This is a genomic window from Agathobacter sp., from assembly GCF_977054825.1.
Genome location: NZ_CDRTEH010000001.1, coordinates 39,370 through 61,736 on the forward strand (window position 1 = coordinate 39,370; position 22,367 = coordinate 61,736).

Genomic DNA, 22,367 nt, shown 5'->3' on the forward strand with positions numbered 1-22,367 from the left:
TTTTCAGAAAATAACAGTTTGAAGGAGAGTGAGGGTTAATGTCAGAAAATATTTTATGTGTAAAAAATATCAAAAAGTCATTTGGCGGGGTGCATGCATTAAAAGGTGTAGATTTAACAATCAAAAAGGGCGAGACACATTGTCTGGCTGGTGAAAATGGATGTGGAAAATCAACTATTATTAAAGTAATTTCGGGGTTTTATAAACCGGATGAAGGAACAATAGAGATTGATGGCAAAGAATATACAAATATGTCTACTGCTGATGCGATTGCTGCAGGTATTCAGGTAATATATCAGGATTTTTCAATTTTTCCCAATTTAACAGTAATGGAGAATCTGGCTTTTAATCAAGTATTGGCAGAGAAGAAAAAATTTGTTAATAAGAGAGAATTTAGAAAGATTGCAGAAGAAGCCGTCAAGAAGATTAATTTTGATGTAGATCTGGATGCAAGAGTTGAAACACTTCCGGTTGCGGATAAACAGCTGATTGCTATTTCGAGGGCTTTATTACATAATGCTAAGCTCATTATTATGGATGAGCCAACTACAGCTTTGACAAAGAAAGAAGTAACTCGATTATTCGGAATTATAGAAGAATTAAAAAAAGAGGGTATTACAATTTTATTTGTTTCACATAAACTGGATGAAGTATTTGAAATTTCGGATAGTATCACAATTCTTAGAAGTGGTCAAAATGTATATAAATGTCCTGCAAAGGAAATGACAGAAGAAAAATTCACTTATTACATGACTGGAAGGAATATTGACATTACCGATGTTAAAGAAGTAAAGGATTTTTCAAAATCTGAAAAAGTGCTTGAAGTAAAGAATCTTTCAGCAAAGGGATTTGAAAGTGTAAGCTTTGATTTACATGCAGGCGAAATCCTTGGTATTGCCGGACAGCTTGGTTCAGGCCGCACCGAACTCAGTCTTGCTTTATTTGGAATGCTTAAACCTACGAATGGAAGTATTAGTGTTTCTGGAGAAACGGTTCATCTAAAGAATGTGGCTGAGGCTCAAAAACATGGAATTGCATTGGTTCCAGAGGATCGTTTGACAGAGGGATTATTTTTACCACAGTCAATTTATAAAAATATATCGGTAACAAGCTTGGAAGAAATTCAAGGAGCGTTTGGTGTAGTAAAAGAAGCGGCACAGAAAGAGTTGTCAGCACATTGGGTTAAAGAAATTGGAGTTGCCACTAAAGACCATACACTGCCGGTTCAGACTCTTTCGGGTGGAAATCAGCAGAAGGTTGTACTTGCACGATGGCTGGCGACGCATCCTAAAATTCTTATATTAAATGGTCCAACTGTAGGTGTGGATATAGGTGCAAAGTATGATATTCATAAATTATTACGTGAATTAGCTAAAGGTGGGATGGCTGTGCTTGTTGTGTCAGATGATGTAGCTGAGATTACAGCCTTATGTGATAGAGCTTTGATTATGAAAGCTGGAAGAATGACAGGCGAATTTAAAGGCGAAGAACTTACAGATGATAATCTGTATAAGTCAACTATATAGGGGGTGTAAAGATGAAATTTAATGTGAAAAGCATCATGAAACAGACGGAATTTTATGTTTTGTGTATTATTATCGCATTTTCGGTAATAATTCAGGTGCGTTCAGGTCAGTTCTTTACAAGTAACAATTTAATGGATTTAATAAGGTCAATGATTATACCTGCTATTTACGCATTATGTGCATTGCTTAGTTTCGTAAGTACAGGTGCGGACGTATCATTTCCTTTAATTGCAGCACTTTCAGCGTATATTGCTGTAACACTTGGAAATCACTTTTCATTAGGTGTTATTCCGGTATTTATTATAGCAATTGGTGTTGGATGTCTTATTGGCTGTATTAATGGGTTCTTTATTGTTAAGTATAAGTTTAATAGTTTGATAGTAACGCTTGGAACATCATCTATTTGTAGTGGTATTTTGTTTGGCGCATTTGAAGCCGGCAGAACAGAACTGCCAGATAAACTATATAAGCTGAGTAAGATAAATATTGCAACTGTTACAAATGCAAAATCAGGGCTGAGTTCATCGCTTCCGGTTACAGTTATTATTATGATAGTACTGTATGTAATTGCATATATGGTTTTAAATTACACAATGGCAGGAAGAAGTGTATATGCAGTAGGCGGAGATGAAGTCAGCGCACAGAGAGCAGGAATAAATGTCGGAAAAGTCAGATTTCTGGTATTTGTTGTAAATGGTGGAATAGCTGCAATTGCAGGTTTATGTTATGCAATGATGTCTTATTTTTATCTCCCAAATGAATATGCTGGAGAAGAAATGCTGGTAATTGCGGCAGTAATTCTGGGAGGAACACGTATGACAGGAGGAATTGGTACTCTCAGAGGATGCCTGCTTGGAACATTGCTTCTTACAATGGTTGCAAATAGTTTGATTTTGCTTGGAATTTCAGTATATTGGGAAAAGGTATTTATAGGAGCAATTATAATAATAGGTACTGCAATTTCTGCTATGCAGGCAAAAAGTGCATCGAAGACGACCGCAAAGAAGAAGGGGGTAGAGTAAACATGAATGAATCAAAGAAAATGAAAAAAAGTATTACCTTACCTTTTGATGAAAATTCGAGAAGATTAATCATTATTTTGGTGGTATTGGTTTTTATAACCGGAATTACAAAGTCATCACAGTTTTTGAATGTAGGTAATGTACAGTCAATTGGAAAGCAGCTTACAGAATATGGCCTTATGTCACTTGGAATGGGTATATGTATGTTAAGCGGAGGAATTGATTTATCAACAGTATATATTGCAAATTTATGTGGAATAAGTGCAGGATTAATTATTCAGAGTAATACAAGTGGAATTGCAGGAATAATATTTGCATGTGTAGTTGCACTTGTTGTAGGTGCTTTATGTGGTATTTTTAACGGATTCCTTGTTAGTTTTCTTAATATTCCGCCAATGCTGGCAACACTAGGTAGTTATGAACTATATATGGGAATATCCATTGTTTTGTCCAAGGGAAGTACTGTATCTGCAAATGGACAGTTTAATATTCTTTCGGCAATGACGATTTTTGGGATTCCGTTACCATTTATTTTGTTTATAATTTGTACAATTATACTCACATGGATTATGAGTAAAACGAGTTTCGGAAATAAGGTATATTTAGTTGGAACAAATGCGAAATCCGCAAAGTTTGCAGGAATAAATGTTAAGAAGACGACATTGTGCTGTTACATGATTTCAGGCATTTTATCCGCAGTTGCAGGACTTGTGAGCTTATCAAGATTGAATTCTGCTAAGGCGGATTTTGGAACAAGCTATACAATGCAGACAATATTGGTCGCTGTTTTAGGTGGAATTAATCCGGATGGTGGTTTTGGTAATATACCGGGAATTGCTTTTGCGGTTATTATTCTTCAGACACTGTCTTCTTATTTAAATCAGTTTCCGTCTATCAGCAACTATTACAGAGATATGATCTGGGGTGTAGCATTACTTGCAGTTTTAGTATTTAACATTTACATTTCAAAACGACGTGCAAAAAAGGCAGCGTCTAAATAAAAAGGAGGTATAAGATTATGCAACATGGAATTTATTACGCATATTGGGAGCATGAATGGGATGGAGATTATCATTATTACATAGACAAGGTTTCCAGGCTTGGGTTTGACATTTTGGAAATTGCTGCCGGGCCACTCCCGGAATATAGTGATGAAGAGTTAAAGGAATTAAAAAAGCATGCGGCAGATAAAAATATACGACTTACTGTTGGATATGGTCCGGTGCCGGAAAATAATATTTCAAGCAGTGATCCAGCGGTAAGAAAGCATGCACTTGAATTCTATACTGATTTGTTTAAAAGAATGGAAAAAATTGGAGCAACTCTTATTGGCGGAGCTTTATATTCATGCTGGCCTATTGATTATTCTAAACCGGTTGACAAAAAGGGCGATTGGGAGAGAGGAATAGAAGGAATGGCCAAACTTGGAAGGATAGCAGCAGAATGCGGAATTGAGGTGCTTGGCCTTGAAAGTTTAAATCGTTTTGAGAATCACGTTATTAATACATCAAAGGAATGCACTGCGTTTGTGAAAAGTGTTCGTGAATTAGAGCCTAAGGCATCTAATGTAAGTGTAATGTTAGATACTTTTCACATGAATATTGAAGAGGAAAGTATTGGTGCAGCAATACGTGAGGCAGGCAGTTTACTGGGACACTTCCATACAGGCGAGTGTAATCGTATGGTTCCGGGAAGAGGACGAACACCTTGGAGAGAGATTGGAGAGGCATTAAGAGACATTAATTATGATAAGACAGTTGTGATGGAGCCTTTTGTTATGCCGGGAGGAACTGTAGGACAGAATATTAAGGTATGGAGAGATATTGTACCTGACACAAGCGAAGAAGCATTGGATCGTGACGCAAAGAATGCACTAGAATTTGAACGATATATGCTTGGATGAAATTCGGAGGATAGCAATTGAAAAAATATGATGTTGTTGCTTTAGGCGAGCTACTAGTAGATTTTACTGATTATGGAATGAGTGGACAGGAAAATCCGGTTTTTGAAGCAAATCCGGGAGGAGCTCCGTGTAATGTACTTGCTTTATTAAGAAAATATAATAAATCCTGTACATTCATAGGCAAAATTGGTAATGATTTTTTTGGAAAAATGCTGACTGCTATATTGGATGAAACCGGAATTGATCACAAAGGATTAATTATAGATGATTACTATAATACAACACTAGCATTTGTGAAAAATTATGAAAATGGCGACCGAGAATTTTCATTTTATCGTCATCCAGGAGCGGATATGATGTTATCGTCAGATGAGGTTGCGTATGAACAGATAAAGCAGTCTAGGATCTTTCATTTTGGAACTCTTTCTATGACTGATGATAATGTAAAGGAGGCAACAAAACGAGCAATTGAGACCGCTAAAAATAACGGATTAATCATTTCTTTTGATCCAAATCTCAGACCACCATTATGGAAAAGTCTGGATGATGCGAGAAAACAGATAGCATATGGATTAAGTCAGTGTGATGTTTTGAAAATCTCGGATAATGAAATTGAGTTTATGACAGGAACATCTGATTTTGACAAAGGAGCAAATATTCTTATGGAGAGATATCCAAATATAAAACTCCTTAATATAACAGCCGGTGCTGATGGAAGCTATTCTTATTATAGAGAAATTATGGCATATGTACCTTCATATTTGCTTGGTGGAACAATTGATACAACAGGTGCAGGCGATACATTTTGTGGAAGTGTGTTAAATTATCTATTGGATCATGATTTAGAGAATTTGAGTAAAGAAAATTTGATAGAGATGCTGCAAATTGCCAACGCTGCCGCATATCTGGTCACAACAAAGAAAGGCGCAATCCGCTCAATGCCTGATCCAAAAGATGTGCAAAAAGTAGTAAATAATAATTATATAAGAGAAGATTAACAAAAGGGCGTGTGAAAAAACTCTCGTTTTTTCACACGCCCTATTAGTGTATTAGAACATCGGAAAAAATACATATTATTGTTTCAACAGCACTTTGAGGTCTTCCTCCGGTGTGGTAATAGGTGCAATCCCATAGTTTTCTACCAGAAAGTTCAGAATGTTAGGAGAAAGGAACGCCGGTAGAGAAGGACCGAGACGGATATTTTTTATACCAAGATGTAACAGTGTTAAGAGGATGCAGACTGCTTTCTGTTCATACCAGGAGAGTACAAAGGAAAGCGGAAGCTCGTTTACTGAACATCCAAATGCATCCGCAAGTGCTATTGCAACCTGTATCGCACCGTAAGCGTCATTACACTGCCCCATATCCATCAGTCGCGGAAGACCACCAATTTCTCCAAGCTTTAGATCGTTGAAACGGAATTTTCCACATGCCAGAGTCAGGACAATACTGTCAGAAGGTGTCTGTTTTACAAATTCTGTATAGTAATTTCTGCCCGGTTTGGCACCATCACAGCCGGCAACCAGGAAGAAATGACGGATAGCTCCTGATTTTACGGCCTCTATTACCGTGTCTGCATGGGACAGGATTGCTGAATGACCAAAACCGGTTGTTACCTGTGTCCCGCCATTTATGCCTGTAAAAATCTGATCCTTCTCGTAACCACCGAGTTCAAGTGCTTTTTCAATAACAGGGGTGAAATCCTTCTGCTCATCGATATGAACAGTACCCGGGAAGGCAACTACTTCTGTTGTGAATACTCTGTCGATGTAGCTGCTCTTTGGAGGCATCAGACAATTTGTGGTGTAGAGAATAGGAGCAGGAATATGATCAAATTCTTTTTGCTGATTCTGCCATGCTGTTCCGAAATTTCCTTTCAGGTGAGGGAATTTCTTTAAGAGTGGATATGCATGGGCAGGGAGCATTTCACCATGAGTATAGATATTGATTCCCTTTCCATTTGTCTGTTCAAGCAAAAGCTGCAGGTCCTTTAAATCGTGTCCGGTTACTACGATAAACGGTCCCTTTTCCACCGTAAGCGTAACATCTGTTGGCTCCGGAGTTCCATAGGTTTGTGTATTTGCCTTATCGAGAAGTGCCATGCACTTCAGATTGATTTCACCTACCTTAAGTACTGTCGGAAGCAGTTCATCCATATCTTCTGCGTAACCAATCTTGAATAATGCTTCACAGAAGAACTGATTTACCTCGGGATCTTCAAAATTCAGGACATATGCATGATAGGCATATGCGGCCATTCCGCGAATACCAAATAGAATAAGGGACTTCAGGGAACGGATATCTTCATCCGCATTCCATAGCTGTTGCATATCATATTCGGCAGTTCGTCCGCAAGGAGACTGACATTTATTACAGCCGCCAGCCAGACTGTCCTTTTCAGCTCTGACTTTTTGTATCATAGCTTCGATTGCTGTATTATCGAAGCTTACATTTGTAATTGTGGTAAATAAGCCCTCAATAATGGTCTGCCAGGTCTTTTTTGAAACAGTTGATATGTCATCGACAGCTCTTGCCAGACCAATCAGTGCGCCTGTCAATTCATCCTGTAGCTGTGCAGTATCTGCCTTTTTTCCGCAGACACCTGTATTTCCGGTACAGCCGGTGCATCCGGCCGTTTGTTCACATTGAAAACAAAACATATTTTTTTCCTCCATCAGTAGTTTTTTTATGTTTCTGATAGAATAATAGCGTTATAAAAACAACTTGTATGTTTGATTTCCAACATAACGAATACTTTTTAAAAAACTTTGTCTATTTTTCCATAACCTCAATGGCACATTCATGCTTTTTGGATTTTTTATTATAATTGATACCGACCAATAGCACTTTTCCCTGATATGCTTTTAATGCATTTCCATAATTCTTTTCTTTGATTTGCTTTAAGGCACCAATCGTGTTCTTGTCCCACTTCAATTCAATTATGACTGCTGGCTTATCCAAATGTTCTTGTCTTGGAATCATGCATATATCTGCAAATCCTTTTCCGGCCGGGAGTTCTCGTATGATTGAATAATATTCCCGTGCAAAATAAAACGCAAGATTGATTGTACAACTAAGAGAGTTTTCGTCGTTATACTGAAGAATGGGTATTTCCTCATGAGCTTTTTCAATCCCGGCAGCAACGGCTTCTTCATCTAAATCCCATAATGCTTCAAGTAATTTATGAGATGAATCTAATAAATCTGCCACTCCATGCCAGCTCATCGTGCTGATTGCATTAACATATTCCTGAGAAACTTCTTTATTTGGAATTCTCACAGTCTGGTCGGTTACGTTGTATGTCAGATATCCCAGATGCACTAATAATGTCAATATATCATCCTTGGTTGCAAATGTAGTCATATCATTACTGAATGTTCCAATATTAATCGAAACAGACTCTCCTGCGAGCATTCGAACCACGGACTCTTTTAATCCATCCATGTCCATCTGGATATAAATTTTTAATGCCTCATATGTTTCTGTCTGATTCCAATAAGTCCCAAACTTATGACGTAGCATGGCTTCCACAACGGATTTAGGACTGTACATAGAATGACATTCTTCTTTTTCTTTTTTATGCTCAACTAACTGATACCCGTCATACCAGATTTTTGCTTTCTCGAAACTCATTTCATACTTATCACAAAGTCCAAATACTTCCGACTCGGTAAAGCCGAAATACTCTGCAAGTTCACCTGGATCAGTCATGGAATACTCGGTAAACATATTTAGGGCAGAATGAGAACCATATTTCTTAATTGGTAGGATACCTGTCATATAAGCCATTGCAACATAATCTTTATCCTTAAGCCATGCACGTAAAAAATCCAGATATTTTCTTTGGGCTTCTTTATTTTGTTTATATTCTCTGAACAGGCAATCCCACTCATCAATCAAAATTACAAAAGGGCATTTCGTATAAGAAAATACATCTTTCATCACCTGAATCAGATTTTTTCCATCTCGGAAGCGCACTTTGGGATAGGTTTCCTCTAAATCAGCTACAAGATAGTTTTTAAGCATTTCGAGCATTTCTTCCATTGTTTCCGACATGCTCAAAAATTCCTGCATATTAATTTTGATTACATCGTATTGATTCAGATTTTCTTTATATGATTTGTCTTTGCTGATGGCAAGATTGTGGAATAATTCTTCTGTATTTTCACTTCGGTCATAATATGCTGCAAGCATATTTGCTGCCATTGACTTCCCGAATCTTCGCGGACGGCTCACACAGATATACTTTTGCTCTGTACAAAGTGCGTCATTGGTTTTTACAATCAATTCGCTTTTGTCCACATATATTTTAGAACGAAGGCTTCCACGAAAAGAAAAATTTCCCGGATTGAGATAGCTGCCCATGTAAATTCCTCCATTAAAATTCTATAGAATACATTATAACTGATTCCATTAATAATCACAAGGTAAGCAGACGGCTCACAACATATTATACAAAGATAATCAGAGCTGTGATGTTGACTACACATCAAGTAATTCAATCAATTTATCAAGAAATGCCTCTTCCCCAAAAGTATTAAGCTTGAAAAACACAGCCTGGCTTCCACCTGCCGTAATTGCAGAAAGGTGAACAGGCTCCTCGCCATTTTGAAAAAGTGTAACATTGAGACTTACCCTGTTGCCACCGGTATAGCTGAAGCGTTCAAATACCCTGACGCTGCAACGCGCATCTTGGCTTCGAAAGTCACTAGCATCCTCCAGAGATGCAGACACACTGCCGTTTATTATTCCGTTTTCAATCGTGGAAAGTAATTGGTCAAAATCCTTATTGATAACTCTTTCTATTTTTGCCATATACAAGCCCTCCTCTTTTCATTATCTATTACAATTATAATAGTTTTTTCTTAGCAATTAGTATATCACATGGGAAATAAGTATGCACGAAAATAGTATTGACACGAGTCCTTAAATAATGGTATCTTTTTCAAGACGGTTAGAAACAAATGACTGAAAATAGATATACAGAACTATAGATAGTCGTGTCGACCGAAAGGAGCGGAAGTGGAATATTAATATGAATAAAACTGAAAAGAAACGGCAGAAAGAACAGTATGTCGTGGAAGAGATGATCCGGCTGTATTGCCGAAAAAACCATCCGAAAGAAGACGGGCAGGCAGGGCAGATTTGTCCTAAATGTCAAGCGCTTTCGGATTATGCAAAACAAAGAAGTCAAAAGTGTCCATTTATGGAAGAAAAGACGTTCTGTGCGAATTGCAAGGTACATTGTTATAAACCGGAAATGAGAGAACAGATTAGGCAGGTCATGCGGTTTTCAGGACCAAGGATGCTGTTTTATCATCCGGTGCTTGCAGTATGGCATTTGATATGCAGCAGGAAAGAAAAAAGAATAAAAAAGAAATAAAAGGGTAAGAATCTTATGATTAAAACAAGACTGGTGGGGCTGTTGTCCCACGCAAAAAAATATATCGTGTACACGATTTTGTGGCAGTGGGCAGCCCTTCTGTCGCAGGTAGTGGCGGTTTTTACTATTGCCGATTTACTGGAACGAGTAGTGTATCGTGCTGTGACGATTCCGGTGATTGAACAGACGATACTGATTTTAGTTGTGGTTGTGGTTATCCGATTTATCTGTGAGCGGATGGGAGCAAGGTCTTCCTATCTGGCATGTGTGGATGTAAAGCGGATTCTGCGAGAAAAGATTTATGAGAAAATGTTGAAGTTGGGAGCTTCCTACAGTGAGCAGGTATCCTCGTCAGAAGTCGTACAGGTGTCAACCGAGGGTGTGGAGCAGTTGGAGACATACTTTGGAAAATATCTCCCACAGTTATTTTACAGCCTGATCGCACCGCTGACCTTATTTATCATTCTTTGCAGAGTGAGCCTGAAAGCGAGTGTCATCCTGCTGATCTGTGTACCGCTGATTCCGATTTCAATTGTAGTCGTACAGAAAGTGGCGAAGAGATTATTAAATAACTATTGGAGCATCTATACCGGACTGGGGGATTCGTTCCTTGAGAATTTACAGGGACTTACCACACTGAAGATTTATCAGGCAGATAAACAGAAAGCAGACGAGATGGATGTGGAATCCCAGAACTTCCGCAGGATTACGATGAAGGTTCTGACCATGCAGCTCAATTCCACCAGTGTGATGGATATTGTGGCGTATGGTGGAGCAGCCATCGGTATGGCAGTTGCGGTGTCTGAATTCTTAAAGGGAAATATCAGTGTAGCAGGAACGTTATGTATCGTTCTGCTTGCCAGCGAGTTTTTCCTGCCGCTTCGGCTGCTTGGTTCATTTTTCCATATCGCAATGAATGGTATGGCAGCAAGTGATAAGATTTTTAAGATTTTAGATTTACCGGAGCCACAGGCCGGAGAAAAAACACTGCCGGACGGAGCGTTAGATGTTACGTTAAAAGATGTACATTTTTCTTATGAGAAGGACAGAGAGATTTTAAAAGGAATAAGCTTAAATCTCCCAGCAGGAAGCTTTGTATCACTGGTTGGTGAATCCGGATGTGGTAAGAGTACGATTGCCGGAATACTTGCGGCAAAGAATCGTGGATATAGTGGAGAAATCACTATCGGTGGCATACCACTCAATGAAGTGAAGGAAACAAATCTGATGCAGAGGGTTGTTCTGGTTCGCCATAACAGTTATCTGTTCAAAGGTACAGTAGAAGAGAATCTGAAGATGGCAAAACCGGACGCAACGAAAGAAGAGATGGAGGCAGTTCTTCAGAAAGTCAATCTCTTGGGATTTTTACAGACACAGGAGGGCTTACAGACAAAGCTTCAGGAAAAAGCAAGCAACCTGTCCGGCGGTCAGTGCCAGAGACTGGTGATTGCCAGAGCTTTGCTTAAGCCGGAAAGCGAGGTTTACATTTTTGATGAGGCTGCATCCAACATCGATGTGGAGAGTGAAGAGCTGATCATGGATGTGATTCACGAACTGGCAAAGACAAAGACGGTGCTTCTGATTTCCCACAGACTGGCAAATGTTGTGAAGTCGGATAAGATTTATTTCTTAAAAGATGGAGAAATCAAGGAAAGCGGAAAGCATGATGAGCTGATGAGCCAAAATGGTGCATACAGACATCTGTATGAAAGCCAGATGGCACTGGAAAACTATGGAAAAGGAGGAGTGGCATAATGAGTGAAAAAGTTAATGAAAATTTAACGATGCCTGACACCAAAAGAAGAAGTGCCATCCGGATCATGGGAAGCCTGATTGGTCTGGTAAAACCCCTGCTACATATCATGCTGGCAGCAATTATCCTTGGAACATTAGGCTACTTGTGTGCAATCTTCCTTACAATACTGGCAGGACAGGTTATCGTGCATGGACTTCTGACAGGGGTAGCAGGAATGATTGTTCCGGTGGAAAATATGTGGCTGGTATTTACCCCGGTAAAAACCATTATCACAGTCATGATTGTAATTGCAGTGCTTCGTGGAATCCTGCATTATATGGAGCAGTATTGTAATCATTTTATCGCATTTAAGCTGCTTGCAATCATCCGTCATAAAGTGTTTGCGGCACTTAGAAAACTCTGCCCGGCAAAGCTTGAGGGCCGTGATAAGGGAAACCTGATTTCCATTATTACAACCGATATCGAACTGCTTGAGGTGTTTTATGCACACACCATTTCACCTATTGCGATTGCCACACTGACCTCGATTATTATGGTGATTTTTATTGGAAGATATCACTGGTTGGCAGGCGTGCTTGCCCTGGCGGCTTATCTGATTGTCGGAGTAGCCATCCCGATGTGGAATGGGAAACGTGGCAGTCAAAAGGGAATGGAATTTCGGACAAACTTCGGAGAACTGAACAGCTTTGTTCTGGACTCATTACGTGGACTGGACGAGACTATCCAGTACGGGCAGGGTGAGAAGAGAAAAGAGCAGATGTCTGAGCGTTCCAAAAATCTTGCCGGAATGCAGGAATCATTAAGCAAGATGGAAGGCTCACAGCGTTCATTTACAAACATGGTTATCCTGCTTGCATCCTTTGGAATGCTGGCACTGACGATCCGGCTGTATGATAATGGTGCGATGGGCTTCGAGGGAATCCTAATCTGTACCATCGCAATGATGGGTTCGTTTGGACCGGTAGTGGCACTTTCAAGCCTTTCAAATAACCTGAACCAGACACTGGCAAGTGGTGAGCGTGTGCTTTCACTTCTGGAAGAGACACCGCTTGTGGAAGAAATTCCGGGTGATGTGGAGACTGCGAAAATTTCTGATACAGAGATTTTCAAAGATGAAACTGAGGAACATTCTAACAATCAGGATGTAGATTCTGAGGCGAGAGTAGATTATGCATTCGCAGGAGCAGAGGCAGAGAACGTAACATTCGCTTATGATAATGAAGTTATTTTAGATAACTATTCACTGAAATTAGAGCCGGGCAAGATTACAGGCATTCATGGAGCGAGTGGCTCCGGAAAATCTACACTCTTAAAACTGTTGATGCGGTTTTGGGATGTGCAGGCCGGAAATGTATCGGTAGACGGTACAGATGTCCGAAGGATTCAGACTAAGCATTTAAGAGATATGGAAAGCTATGTAACTCAGGAAACACACCTGTTCCATGATTTTATTGCAAACAACATTGCCATCGCAAAGCCGGGAGCAACCAGAGAAGAGATTATGGAAGCTGCAAAGAAAGCATCTATCCATGATTTTATTATGACACTTCCGAATGGATATGATACAGAAGTCGGAGAATTAGGTGATACGCTTTCGGGCGGTGAGAAGCAGAGAATCGGGATTGCAAGGGCATTTCTCCATGACAGCCCTCTGATTCTGCTCGACGAACCGACATCAAACCTTGATTCCTTAAATGAGGGAATAATTCTAAAATCATTGAAGGAATCAGCTTTGAAGAAAACCGTCGTTCTCGTATCCCACAGAGTATCCACAATGAACGTGGCAGATGTGGTGTATGAGATGGAGAACGGCAGAATTTCTTAGAAAGCAACAAAATAGCTTTCTTGCAGCTATAATTTTAGCTGTTTCAGTCCTCTAACGATAATAAACATAGTCACAAATTCAGCCGCCGGAAAAGCAAGCCACACACCTGTCATGCCAAAGGCGGCTGAAAGTGCGAATGCGAAAATGGTTATTGCGATAAAACCACGCATGATAGATGCCGCGAACGCATATTTTACGGACTCAACGGCACTTAGGATAGCAGAACCTACTATATTGATTCCGGCAAAAATGAAGCCTGTAAAGTAAAGGCGCAGTCCGTTCTCAGCATACGAAGCAAGTCTGGCATCGTGCTCGCTGTTGAAAACAGATGTCACAAAAGGTGCAAAGCTGAATATGAACAAAATGAGCAGTGCAGCAATTAAGAGAGATGAAACGACAGCCATCCTGAGTATTGAACCTACATTTTTTCTAAGGCCCCTGCCGTAATAGTCGCTGATAAGAGGCTGTGAACCCTGTGCTATTCCGTTGAACAAAGCTACAGCAACCAGTGATGTATTGGCGACCACACCATATGCGGCTACGCCGATATTTCCTGCAAGCCTCAGGATAATCATATTGAAGACAATAGTTATGACCCCTGATGATATCTCAGCAACAAATGAAGAAACACCAACCTGACAGGAGTAAATGAGTCTTTTCACAGAAGGAACCGCCGGCTTAAGCTTTACGGAGCATTTGTCTGAACATAAATGAATACAGCATATCAGAATGCCTATAATCGGTGAAATAGCGGTAGCTAAAGCAGCTCCCTCCATACCAAGTCCAAGCGGGAACATGAGTATGTAATCAAAAACAATATTAAAAAGACTGCTGAAAAGTGTAGCGCACATGGCAATGGATGGCGCTCCGTCATTTCTTACGAAAGCGTTGCACACATAGTTGCACATGAAAAACGGTGTAAAAAGCATGAAAATACGCGTATAGCTTTTGCCGGTATTTATAATTGCCGCATCTCCGCCGAGCAGCCCTACGAGCCTGTCAGGGATGAAAATACCAATCAATATGAATATAACGCTTATCATAATGCACCACAGCAGGGCATGAAAAAAGTAGCTCTCGCTGGATGTATCGCCCTTATTTTTTTCTACGACATATCTGATAGCGGAGCCGACTCCGATCATTGCGCCTATGGCAAAAATCAAATTGTATACAGGCAGCACCAGATTGAGCGCGGTGATACCGTTTGAGCCGACCGCCTTTGAGATAAAGAAGGTGTCGGCAAGTATATATAATGACATACCCACCATGCCGAGTATGTTTTGTGAGACATATTTTACAAATAATTTTTTCATAATAGCTACATTGTAAATGCATCTGTCCTTTAAATCAATGATATTTTTTGTTAGTCGTGGTAAAAAAAGTTCAAAATGAGACATTTTGACTATTGAAATATTTTCCAAGTACATTATAATGAACATGTTGAAAAAAATTGGGATTACTAAAGGAGGATAATTATGGAAAACAATAAGCTTTCAACAGGTTTAAACGTATGGTTATGGATTATTTTTGTGCTGAATATTCTGGCAACAATTGGCGGGATCGTCGTTGCGCTGGGTGCTTCAGTCGTAGCAGCAAGTTTAGGATTAGGTGCGATATATGTCGTGTTGTGTTTCATTAGCGTCATATTACAGGTTGTTATAACTGTTTCTATCGGTATTCTGCTTTTCGCACACAAAAAGATTGGTTTGGTGCTTATTTTTGCACTTGCAGCTTTGGGATTCATTGTAAGTATGGTTACATATGCTATTGCAGCACAGCTTAGTGCCGGTAATATTGTCAAGGCAATTATTTCAGCTATTCTTATGCCACTTATTACATATTTATTGGCAAAGAACGACATTGCAAATGGCACAATAGCTTAGAGCAATAAGATGAAAATTGAATAGTGTTTTATTAATCCGCTATACGATGGTGAGTATAGCGGATTTTTTAATATTTAGAGTGACAAAACAATACATTTATAATAAAATGATATTGTCAAATTATTAATAAAAAGCATACAAAAGAGAGGAGAAAGTTATGCAGGACATTAGTATCATTGGAATTATTGTTGCAGTTGTTGTTCTTGTTATCCTGTTGTTTATGGCAATCGGATACGTGAAAGCACCGCCTGATATGGCGTATATTATTTCAGGTGTAAAGAAAAAGTCAAAGGTAGTTATCGGAAAGGCGAGCATACGTATTCCATTTTTTGAGCGTCTCGATAAGCTGAATCTCAGACTGATACCTATCGATGTAAAGACAAGCAATGCAGTACCGACAGCAGATTATATCAATATCAACGTCGATGCTACGGTAAACGTAAAGATCAGTAATAATCCTGAAAAGCTGCGTCTTGCGGCTGAGAACTTCCTTAACAAAAACACAGAGTATATCGCTGGTGTTGCCAGAGAGGTTCTCGAGGGTAATGTACGTGAGATCGTTGGAAAAATGAAGCTTGAGGAGATGGTTTCAGACCGTCAGAAGTTTGCCAATCTGGTAAAAGAGAATGCAGAGCCTGATCTTGCGGCCATGGGACTTGATATCATCAGCTTTAATGTGCAGAATTTCGTGGATGGCAACGAGGTAATAGAGAATCTTGGTATTGACAATATCGTAAAGATTAAAAAGGCCGCCGCTATCGCAAGGGCAGAGAGTGAGAGAGACATCAAGGTAGCTCAGGCTTCGGCTGATAAAGAGTCAAATGATGCAGCGGTTGCAGCACAGACAGAGATTGCCAAGAAACAGAATGAGCTCGCTATCAAGAAATCAGAGCTTCAGATGGAGGCTGATACAAAGAAGGCTATGGCTGATGCGGCTTACGACATTCAGAAGGAGGAGCAGCGTAAGACGATTGAGGTTGCCACAGCAAACGCTGATATCGCAAAGCAGGAGCGAGAGATTGAGTTAAAACAGAAAGAGGTTGCGGTAACAGAGCAGTCTCTTGAGGCAGAGGTCAAGAAAAAGGCTGAAGCCAATAAATACGCAGCACAGCAGCAGGCAGAGGCACAGCTCTACCAGCGCCAGAAGGAAGCTGAGGCAAGACAGTTCGAGGCACAGCGTCAGGCGGAGGCACAGAAAGCACAGGCAGAAGCCATGAGATATGCCAAGGAGCAGGAAGCCGCCGGTATCCGTGCAGTCGGAGAGGCAGAGGCATCAGCTATCCAGGCAAAGGGTATTGCAGAGGCTGAGGCTATGGAGAAAAAGGCAGAGGCATATGCCAAGTACAATAAGGCAGCCGTTGCAGAGATGATGATTAAGGTGCTTCCTGATATCGCAGCCAGGGTTGCAGAGCCGCTTGGACAAATCGACAAGATTACAATTATTGGTGGCGGTGATGGCGACAATGGTGTAGGCCAGGTTGCCGGAAATGTACCGGTTGTAATGGCAAAGGTATTTGAGAGTATGAAAGAGGCAACAGGTATTGATTTATCCGAGATCATCAACGCTGATTCATATGACGCAAAGGTAAATCGCAACGTAAATGTAACCGGACTTGACGGAGTAAATCTCGTTGTAAATGCGGATACGGACAAAACCGGTGAAAAGCCTGAAAATTAAATAGTGTTTTATAAATCCGCTATACGATAGGCAAGTATAGCGGATTTTTTCTCTGAAAAAAGGATTTTGAAAAGGTATGAAAAACTGAATTGTATGTTTGTATGAATTGAAGTTGATGCAAATATGGAATATAATATTTGCAACAATCAATGCAATCTTATGTGAATATGAAAAAGAAGGAAGATTTATGGAAGTGGAAAGAACATTAATTAGAATAGCAGTTTGTGATGATAATTTACGGATTTCTTCTGATATTGAAGGCTGGATCATGGAATATAATAAAGGTTCACAGGCAAATTACGTAGTAGAGATATATTATAATGGGGAAAGATTATGTAAAGATATGGATAGCGGTTTAATGTATGATATTATATTTTTGGATATTGAATTAGAAAGTATTACAGGTATAGAAGTGGGGCATTATATACGCGGAAAACTACATAATGACGATAGCCAGATAATTTATATTTCATCTTTCACAAAATATGCGCTGGGATTATTTCAAGTACGGCCTATGGATTTTTTGATTAAACCTGTTCAAAAGGATCGAATTATAAAATCTATTGAAACAGCTACGAAATTGTTGAAGAAGGGTGAGGTAAGTTTTCAATATAAACAAGGGCGAGATTGGAATAAAATTTATATAAAGGATATTTTATATTTTAAAGGAAAAGACCGGGAGGTCGAAATGGTTACAAAAGATAGTGTGATTGTTTTTTATAGTTCATTAGAAAAGGTATTTGATCAGTTGAAAGACTATAATTTCTTTTATGCTCACAAATCCTTTCTAATAAATTATTTCCATGTAACAGATTTTTTTTATGATAAATTAATAATGTCAAATCAGGATATCATAAAGATTGCACAGACAAGGCGCCGTGAGGTCAGGCAAATGCAAAAGGAATATTTATTTAAGGAGAAAATATGATGAATGAAGTAGAGATTATCTTTGTTTTTTGCAATATAATTAACACATATGTTATTTTCCGGTTAATGCATTTATTTGTTGGAGAAAGAAAATACAGTAGAAATATAGAAATCTTATCCTATTTTACATATTACATTATATCGGCAGGATGCTTTTATTTAATACATATTCCGATTGTGATGTTAATTGGCAATTTGATATTATTTTTTGCTATATCGTTTAATTATAGTGCAACTGGAAAAGAACGGATATTAGCAGTTATTAGTATATATTCTATTTTGTTTATTATAGAAATGTTGGTTGCAGCAATAACGGGATATATCCACTTTCCAATGGATTCCCAAGTGGAATATACTTCTGTGATGGGATTAGTCATAAACCAAATTTTAGGGTTGGTAGTTGTTAATTTTTTAAGAGTTAGAAAGAAACAGAAGATAGTTTCGATTCCAGCGGTATATTGGTTCTGTATTATCATCATTCCATTGTTCTCATTGTATTTTTTAGTAACGATTTTAGATATTGGAAATTTGAATAAGGTAAATACCATTATTTTAATTTCGTTTTTATTGATAATCAATTTTTCAATCTTATTTTTATATGATTTTATATTAAATATTATGTCGGAACGGACCAGTAATCTGTTATTGGAGCAGCAAAATAAATATTATGCAAGACAGATTGACATTATGGAAGCTGCAATGAAATTAAACAATTTTATACAGCATGACTTGAATAATCATCTGATTGCAGTAGAGTCATACTTAAGGATACAAGATACATCTTCAGCACTGGAATATATAAATAAAATGAAGAAATATAATGGAGAAGCTGAAGAAATATATTCAAAAACGGGAAATTCTGTAATTGACAGCATACTGAATTTAAAATTGCACGAGGCCACAATCAATGACATTCATGTAAGCGTGAAAGTGCAGATCCCTGAGCAATTAGAAATAGATTCTTTTGATCTTACCGTTATTCTATGTAATTTACTGGATAATGCCATAGAAGCAACACAGAAATTGAATTCCGAAAAAAAAATAAATATATCACTTATATATGATAGAAGACGGTTGATATTATCAGTAGAAAATACCTATATTGGAAAAATAAAAATGAATAAGGGACAGTTATTTACCAGTAAGAATGATGAATATTCACATGGTGTAGGATTGAAAAATGTTGGTATGGTTGTGGAAAAATATAAAGGTACTGTTGATATTTCTTATGATAATATTTGGTTTAAAATCTATGTTATGCTATATGTATAGATGAAATAGTATTTGACTGCATAAAACTGTTGTTTTACTACAATTATATTTTTCCCTAGATGTACTTTGGTAAAATGAAGTCATGGTAACAATCAAATATGAAGTGTTAATTAAAAGAGGATGAATATGTTAATTGACTTTGATGGATTGACAATTATTATCGGAATAGTAATTTACATATTAATTTGTATATTTATTCATAAGAAATACAAAAAAGAGAAAATATATTACGTATTCAGTACAATTATGTTTTGCTATTTTATGTGTATTGTTAAGCTGACGTTATTTCCGATTGTTATGATTGGTCTGCCTGCAAATATTAAAGAAAGTATAAACATTATTCCATTTCATAATGGTATTAATAGAACTGACATATTGAATCTTATTATGACTATTCCATTAGGAATTGGAATTCCATTTATAACAAAGATAAACAACATTAAGAAAATACTATTATTAGGATTATGTTTTGGTCTGGGAATAGAAACAATACAGTATTTAGAAACATTTTTGACAAAAGGCTTTTCGTATAGGATAATTGATATTAATGATGTTATTTTTAATTTTACTGGAACGGTGATTGGATTTTTTGTATTGTATGTTTTCTCACGTCTATTTATAAAAATGAAAGAAGAAAATTTAAATGCATTTTGGAAACATGTATATAAAACATGTGATTCTGTTAGTATAAAGTAAAAATATTTTAATATTATGATTAGAAATATAGAAAAAAACAATCTAATTGGTGTAGTCGATTGATTTACAAACTACTAGAAAAATTAGTATAGTGTATGTAGGTATTATATGGAGAAGGTATATATGAAAAAAACAGTATATGTTATGGTTCTATTTGTTTTGTTATTAAGCCTTATTGCTTGCGGTAAAAAAATAAAACAGACGATGTAACATTGATAAAGCATTTTGGTCAAGAAAAATACGATGAGATGAAAACGGAATGTTACGACCAAGAGCAAATTAATGTAGCAAATGGAATTGTTTCGCAAGCAAAAGAAATTATGCAATTTATAGGAACAGAAAATGATATAAATAATCAGGATAGCGTTGGGGCGTTAGTCAGATATTATTATTTCAATTTGGAAGTGAAGAAGGCTGTAGCAGACATTAAGTTAATAACAACAAACCAAAATGGAAACACTGGCTATATTTGGGTCGAATATTCAACAAAGTATTACGATTTGAATGAAACTCTTATTTATGGGGCAGAGAAGGTAATATCTCGGTGGGATATAGAAAAAGAAAACGATGTTTGGAAAGTAGTCAATATTGATGAAATAAGTTAGTTATTCTTTCTTGTCGAAAGAGTAAACAATGATATATTAGATATGTTAAGAAACTACAAATATTTCCTATTACAAAGCCAGACACACAGATGTATAAAGGTAGAGTCGGTGAACTTCTGAGATAAACTCATGGGTTGTCGGCTCTATTATATTTGTAGACTTTGGCGTGTTTCAAATCCAGTTGACAAATATGTGTTCTTAAATCATCGTAAAAGGATTTTGAAAAGGTATGAAAAAGCGAGAAATATTTGAAAAATACTGGATTATATGATATATTTTGTTGCATAAAAACAGGTTGCTTATACATGGTATATACATTGATGAAGAGGAAAAGCTATGAACGATAAAAGAAAGATAATAGCAATATTTATAATTGTTGCGATAGTAGCTGCGTTTGCTGCAGTTGCCACATTTTTTGTGATTAAATCAGCAAAAAACGAGTCTAAAGGCTCGTCACAGATGACGGAAACAGCCACAGAGGATAGTTCAGACAAGGAAGACCCGCAGCATACGGGCGACAATGCCGGCTCAATGAGTGTTACAACTGATGAGGGAGCTTCTGCGGATGAGACACAGATACTGTCTGCAAGCACTGTTGCGGAAAATAGTAATCTGACCTTCGGAATTGATGTATCTAAATATCAGGGCACCATAAAGTGGGACAAGGTTGCCGCAGGCGGAATTGATTTTGCGATGATACGTGTGGGCTACAGAACCCAGAAAACAGGTGAGATGTGTGTTGATACAAATGCCAGATACAACATGCAGGAGGCACAGAAAAATGGCATAAAGGTTGGAGTATATTTTTTCTCATCAGCAGTAAATGAAACAGAAGCCATTGAGGAGGCAGACTGGGTAGCAGACTACATCTCAAAATATCAGATTACATATCCGGTGGCATTTGACTGCGAGGGCTTCACAGACTCAGCAAGCAGACAGTATGGCATGTCATCAGAGGCCCGTACCAAAGTAGCTGAGGCATTTTTGCAGGAAATATATAAAAAAGGATACACGCCTATGTTTTACGCTGCCATGAATGAGTTGTCGGAAAACAGCCAGTGGGATACTAAAGCGCTTGAGAGCAGCTACAAAATATGGGTGTCACAATATCCGGATACAGCTTACCCGGAAACACCGAAGTCATCATATGAGGGCACACATGCCATGTGGCAGTATACCAATAAGGGAAAGGTGTCAGGAATTGATAAGCCGGTAGATTTGAATGTGGCATACTTTGGGTTTGATGAGACAGAGTCTGCAAAAAATGGTGATGCGGCTGACAATGCAACAGTTGACCCGGAAGCAAATATGAAGTTTTCGGATGTAAATGAGACCGTAACTGCCAAGGAGAGCGTCAATCTGAGGGATATTCCAAGTCAGGGCAATGACAGCACAATTAAGGTAACGCTGAATAACGGTGATACAGCAACAAGAACAGGCGTCAGTGACAGTGGATGGTCACGTGTCGAATATAATGGACAGACATATTATGCCATTTCAAACTACCTCACAACAGATATGAACTATGTAGTTCCCAGGCAGGACGGAAGTGGCAGCGGAGACGGACTGAAGACAAAGTTCAAGGAGTGTAATGATACTGTCACTGCAAAAATAGAGGTTAATCTGCGTGCACTTCCAAGTGTCACAAATCCGGATGCTACAGTTGTTGCAACGATAAAAAATGGGGAAACCGTCACCAGAACCGGAATCAATGAGGAGTTTGGCTGGTCACGCGTGGAATATAATGGACAGACACTTTATTGTGTGACAAGCTATCTGAGTGTGCAGTAATATAAGTAAATAAAAGCGATAAATTGGGCTATAAAGCCTATTGACGGTTTATTTTTTACCCTGTATCATTATTCCATAATTCAGCCGGATGTATTCCGGC

Annotated in this window: 19 protein-coding genes; 15 read left to right on the plus strand and 4 right to left on the minus strand. The window is 38.3% G+C overall.

All coding sequences use genetic code 11. The features are described 5' to 3' along the window. Nucleotides 1-38: 38 nt before the first annotated feature. The 5 genes from ACW6PM_RS00190 to ACW6PM_RS00210 are packed head-to-tail and all read left to right on the plus strand — an operon-like array spanning nt 39 to nt 5,449. Nucleotides 39-1,526 (plus strand): sugar ABC transporter ATP-binding protein, encoded by a 1,488-nt coding sequence (locus tag ACW6PM_RS00190; protein ID WP_456055793.1) that lies wholly within the window; start codon nt 39-41, stop codon nt 1,524-1,526. Between the two features lie 11 nt (nt 1,527-1,537). Next, the gene (locus ACW6PM_RS00195; RefSeq protein WP_118375645.1) at nt 1,538-2,548 is read left to right on the plus strand and encodes an ABC transporter permease; all 1,011 of its coding nucleotides are present in this window, start codon (nt 1,538-1,540) and stop codon (nt 2,546-2,548) included. Nucleotides 2,549-2,550: 2 nt separating this feature from the next. Further along, on the plus strand, nt 2,551-3,549 hold the full coding sequence (locus tag ACW6PM_RS00200) for an ABC transporter permease (protein ID WP_306767549.1): 999 nt from the start codon (nt 2,551-2,553) through the stop codon (nt 3,547-3,549). Nucleotides 3,550-3,566: 17 nt separating this feature from the next. Further along, complete coding sequence (locus ACW6PM_RS00205) at nt 3,567-4,451, plus strand: D-psicose 3-epimerase (protein ID WP_456055794.1); 885 nt, start codon at nt 3,567-3,569, stop codon at nt 4,449-4,451. Nucleotides 4,452-4,468: 17 nt separating this feature from the next. After that, nucleotides 4,469-5,449, plus strand: a complete 981-nt coding sequence (locus ACW6PM_RS00210; RefSeq protein ID WP_118375643.1) for a PfkB family carbohydrate kinase — start codon at nt 4,469-4,471, stop codon at nt 5,447-5,449. A 75-nt stretch (nt 5,450-5,524) separates the two neighbouring features. Here the strand turns inward: ACW6PM_RS00210 and hcp are convergent, their stop codons facing one another. The 3 genes from hcp to ACW6PM_RS00225 all read right to left on the minus strand — a co-directional run bounded on the left by hcp (nt 5,525) and on the right by ACW6PM_RS00225 (nt 9,266). Continuing rightward, nucleotides 5,525-7,111: a hydroxylamine reductase gene (gene hcp / locus ACW6PM_RS00215; protein ID WP_456055795.1), complete on the minus strand. Its 1,587-nt coding sequence runs from the start codon at nt 7,109-7,111 to the stop codon at nt 5,525-5,527. A 112-nt stretch (nt 7,112-7,223) separates the two neighbouring features. After that, nucleotides 7,224-8,816: an AAA family ATPase gene (locus tag ACW6PM_RS00220; RefSeq protein ID WP_456055796.1), complete on the minus strand. Its 1,593-nt coding sequence runs from the start codon at nt 8,814-8,816 to the stop codon at nt 7,224-7,226. A 117-nt stretch (nt 8,817-8,933) separates the two neighbouring features. Next, the gene (locus tag ACW6PM_RS00225) at nt 8,934-9,266 is read right to left on the minus strand and encodes a DUF6054 family protein (protein WP_456055797.1); all 333 of its coding nucleotides are present in this window, start codon (nt 9,264-9,266) and stop codon (nt 8,934-8,936) included. Nucleotides 9,267-9,486: 220 nt separating this feature from the next. Between ACW6PM_RS00225 and ACW6PM_RS00230 the strand changes: the two genes are divergently transcribed. The 3 genes from ACW6PM_RS00230 to ACW6PM_RS00240 are packed head-to-tail and all read left to right on the plus strand — an operon-like array spanning nt 9,487 to nt 13,415. Beyond that, nucleotides 9,487-9,834 (plus strand): nitrous oxide-stimulated promoter family protein, encoded by a 348-nt coding sequence (locus ACW6PM_RS00230; RefSeq protein WP_456055798.1) that lies wholly within the window; start codon nt 9,487-9,489, stop codon nt 9,832-9,834. Between the two features lie 15 nt (nt 9,835-9,849). Next, nucleotides 9,850-11,589, plus strand: coding sequence for an ABC transporter ATP-binding protein/permease (locus ACW6PM_RS00235; RefSeq protein ID WP_456055799.1), 1,740 nt, complete (start codon nt 9,850-9,852; stop codon nt 11,587-11,589). Next, on the plus strand, nt 11,589-13,415 hold the full coding sequence (locus tag ACW6PM_RS00240) for an amino acid ABC transporter ATP-binding/permease protein (RefSeq protein WP_456055800.1): 1,827 nt from the start codon (nt 11,589-11,591) through the stop codon (nt 13,413-13,415). Before ACW6PM_RS00235 ends, ACW6PM_RS00240 begins: the two co-directional genes overlap by 1 nt. Nucleotides 13,416-13,441: 26 nt before the next feature. Here the strand turns inward: ACW6PM_RS00240 and ACW6PM_RS00245 are convergent, their stop codons facing one another. After that, on the minus strand, nt 13,442-14,728 hold the full coding sequence (locus ACW6PM_RS00245) for an MATE family efflux transporter (protein WP_456055801.1): 1,287 nt from the start codon (nt 14,726-14,728) through the stop codon (nt 13,442-13,444). Nucleotides 14,729-14,890: 162 nt separating this feature from the next. Between ACW6PM_RS00245 and ACW6PM_RS00250 the strand changes: the two genes are divergently transcribed. The 7 genes from ACW6PM_RS00250 to ACW6PM_RS00280 all read left to right on the plus strand — a co-directional run bounded on the left by ACW6PM_RS00250 (nt 14,891) and on the right by ACW6PM_RS00280 (nt 22,267). Then, nucleotides 14,891-15,298, plus strand: a complete 408-nt coding sequence (locus ACW6PM_RS00250) for a hypothetical protein (RefSeq protein WP_308651304.1) — start codon at nt 14,891-14,893, stop codon at nt 15,296-15,298. Between the two features lie 157 nt (nt 15,299-15,455). Continuing rightward, a complete protein-coding gene (locus ACW6PM_RS00255; RefSeq protein ID WP_456055802.1) occupies nt 15,456-16,976 on the plus strand; it encodes a flotillin family protein in 1,521 nt (506 codons plus the stop codon). 187 nt (nt 16,977-17,163) lie between these two features. Continuing rightward, nucleotides 17,164-17,904, plus strand: coding sequence for a LytR/AlgR family response regulator transcription factor (locus ACW6PM_RS00260; RefSeq protein WP_308651306.1), 741 nt, complete (start codon nt 17,164-17,166; stop codon nt 17,902-17,904). Next, nucleotides 17,901-19,175: a sensor histidine kinase gene (locus ACW6PM_RS00265; protein ID WP_118372501.1), complete on the plus strand. Its 1,275-nt coding sequence runs from the start codon at nt 17,901-17,903 to the stop codon at nt 19,173-19,175. Before ACW6PM_RS00260 ends, ACW6PM_RS00265 begins: the two co-directional genes overlap by 4 nt. A gap of 126 nt (nt 19,176-19,301) precedes the next feature. Continuing rightward, the gene (locus ACW6PM_RS00270; protein WP_456055803.1) at nt 19,302-19,871 is read left to right on the plus strand and encodes a VanZ family protein; all 570 of its coding nucleotides are present in this window, start codon (nt 19,302-19,304) and stop codon (nt 19,869-19,871) included. 212 nt (nt 19,872-20,083) lie between these two features. Further along, the gene (locus tag ACW6PM_RS00275; RefSeq protein ID WP_456055804.1) at nt 20,084-20,476 is read left to right on the plus strand and encodes a hypothetical protein; all 393 of its coding nucleotides are present in this window, start codon (nt 20,084-20,086) and stop codon (nt 20,474-20,476) included. 336 nt (nt 20,477-20,812) lie between these two features. Next, entirely contained in the window at nt 20,813-22,267 is a 1,455-nt protein-coding gene (locus ACW6PM_RS00280) for a GH25 family lysozyme (protein WP_456055805.1), read from the plus strand. Nucleotides 22,268-22,367: the final 100 nt, after the last annotated feature.

Coding starts and splice junctions, on each gene's coding strand:
- ACW6PM_RS00190 (WP_456055793.1), top strand. CDS start 39: ATGTCAGAAAATATTTTATGTGTAAAAAATATCAAAAAGTCATTTGGC.
- ACW6PM_RS00195 (WP_118375645.1), top strand. CDS start 1,538: ATGAAATTTAATGTGAAAAGCATCATGAAACAGACGGAATTTTATGTT.
- ACW6PM_RS00200 (WP_306767549.1), top strand. CDS start 2,551: ATGAATGAATCAAAGAAAATGAAAAAAAGTATTACCTTACCTTTTGAT.
- ACW6PM_RS00205 (WP_456055794.1), top strand. CDS start 3,567: ATGCAACATGGAATTTATTACGCATATTGGGAGCATGAATGGGATGGA.
- hcp (WP_456055795.1), bottom strand. CDS start 7,111: ATGTTTTGTTTTCAATGTGAACAAACGGCCGGATGCACCGGCTGTACC.
- ACW6PM_RS00220 (WP_456055796.1), bottom strand. CDS start 8,816: ATGGGCAGCTATCTCAATCCGGGAAATTTTTCTTTTCGTGGAAGCCTT.
- ACW6PM_RS00225 (WP_456055797.1), bottom strand. CDS start 9,266: ATGGCAAAAATAGAAAGAGTTATCAATAAGGATTTTGACCAATTACTT.
- ACW6PM_RS00230 (WP_456055798.1), top strand. CDS start 9,487: ATGAATAAAACTGAAAAGAAACGGCAGAAAGAACAGTATGTCGTGGAA.
- ACW6PM_RS00235 (WP_456055799.1), top strand. CDS start 9,850: ATGATTAAAACAAGACTGGTGGGGCTGTTGTCCCACGCAAAAAAATAT.
- ACW6PM_RS00240 (WP_456055800.1), top strand. CDS start 11,589: ATGAGTGAAAAAGTTAATGAAAATTTAACGATGCCTGACACCAAAAGA.
- ACW6PM_RS00245 (WP_456055801.1), bottom strand. CDS start 14,728: ATGAAAAAATTATTTGTAAAATATGTCTCACAAAACATACTCGGCATG.
- ACW6PM_RS00250 (WP_308651304.1), top strand. CDS start 14,891: ATGGAAAACAATAAGCTTTCAACAGGTTTAAACGTATGGTTATGGATT.
- ACW6PM_RS00255 (WP_456055802.1), top strand. CDS start 15,456: ATGCAGGACATTAGTATCATTGGAATTATTGTTGCAGTTGTTGTTCTT.
- ACW6PM_RS00260 (WP_308651306.1), top strand. CDS start 17,164: ATGGAAGTGGAAAGAACATTAATTAGAATAGCAGTTTGTGATGATAAT.
- ACW6PM_RS00265 (WP_118372501.1), top strand. CDS start 17,901: ATGATGAATGAAGTAGAGATTATCTTTGTTTTTTGCAATATAATTAAC.
- ACW6PM_RS00270 (WP_456055803.1), top strand. CDS start 19,302: ATGTTAATTGACTTTGATGGATTGACAATTATTATCGGAATAGTAATT.
- ACW6PM_RS00280 (WP_456055805.1), top strand. CDS start 20,813: ATGAACGATAAAAGAAAGATAATAGCAATATTTATAATTGTTGCGATA.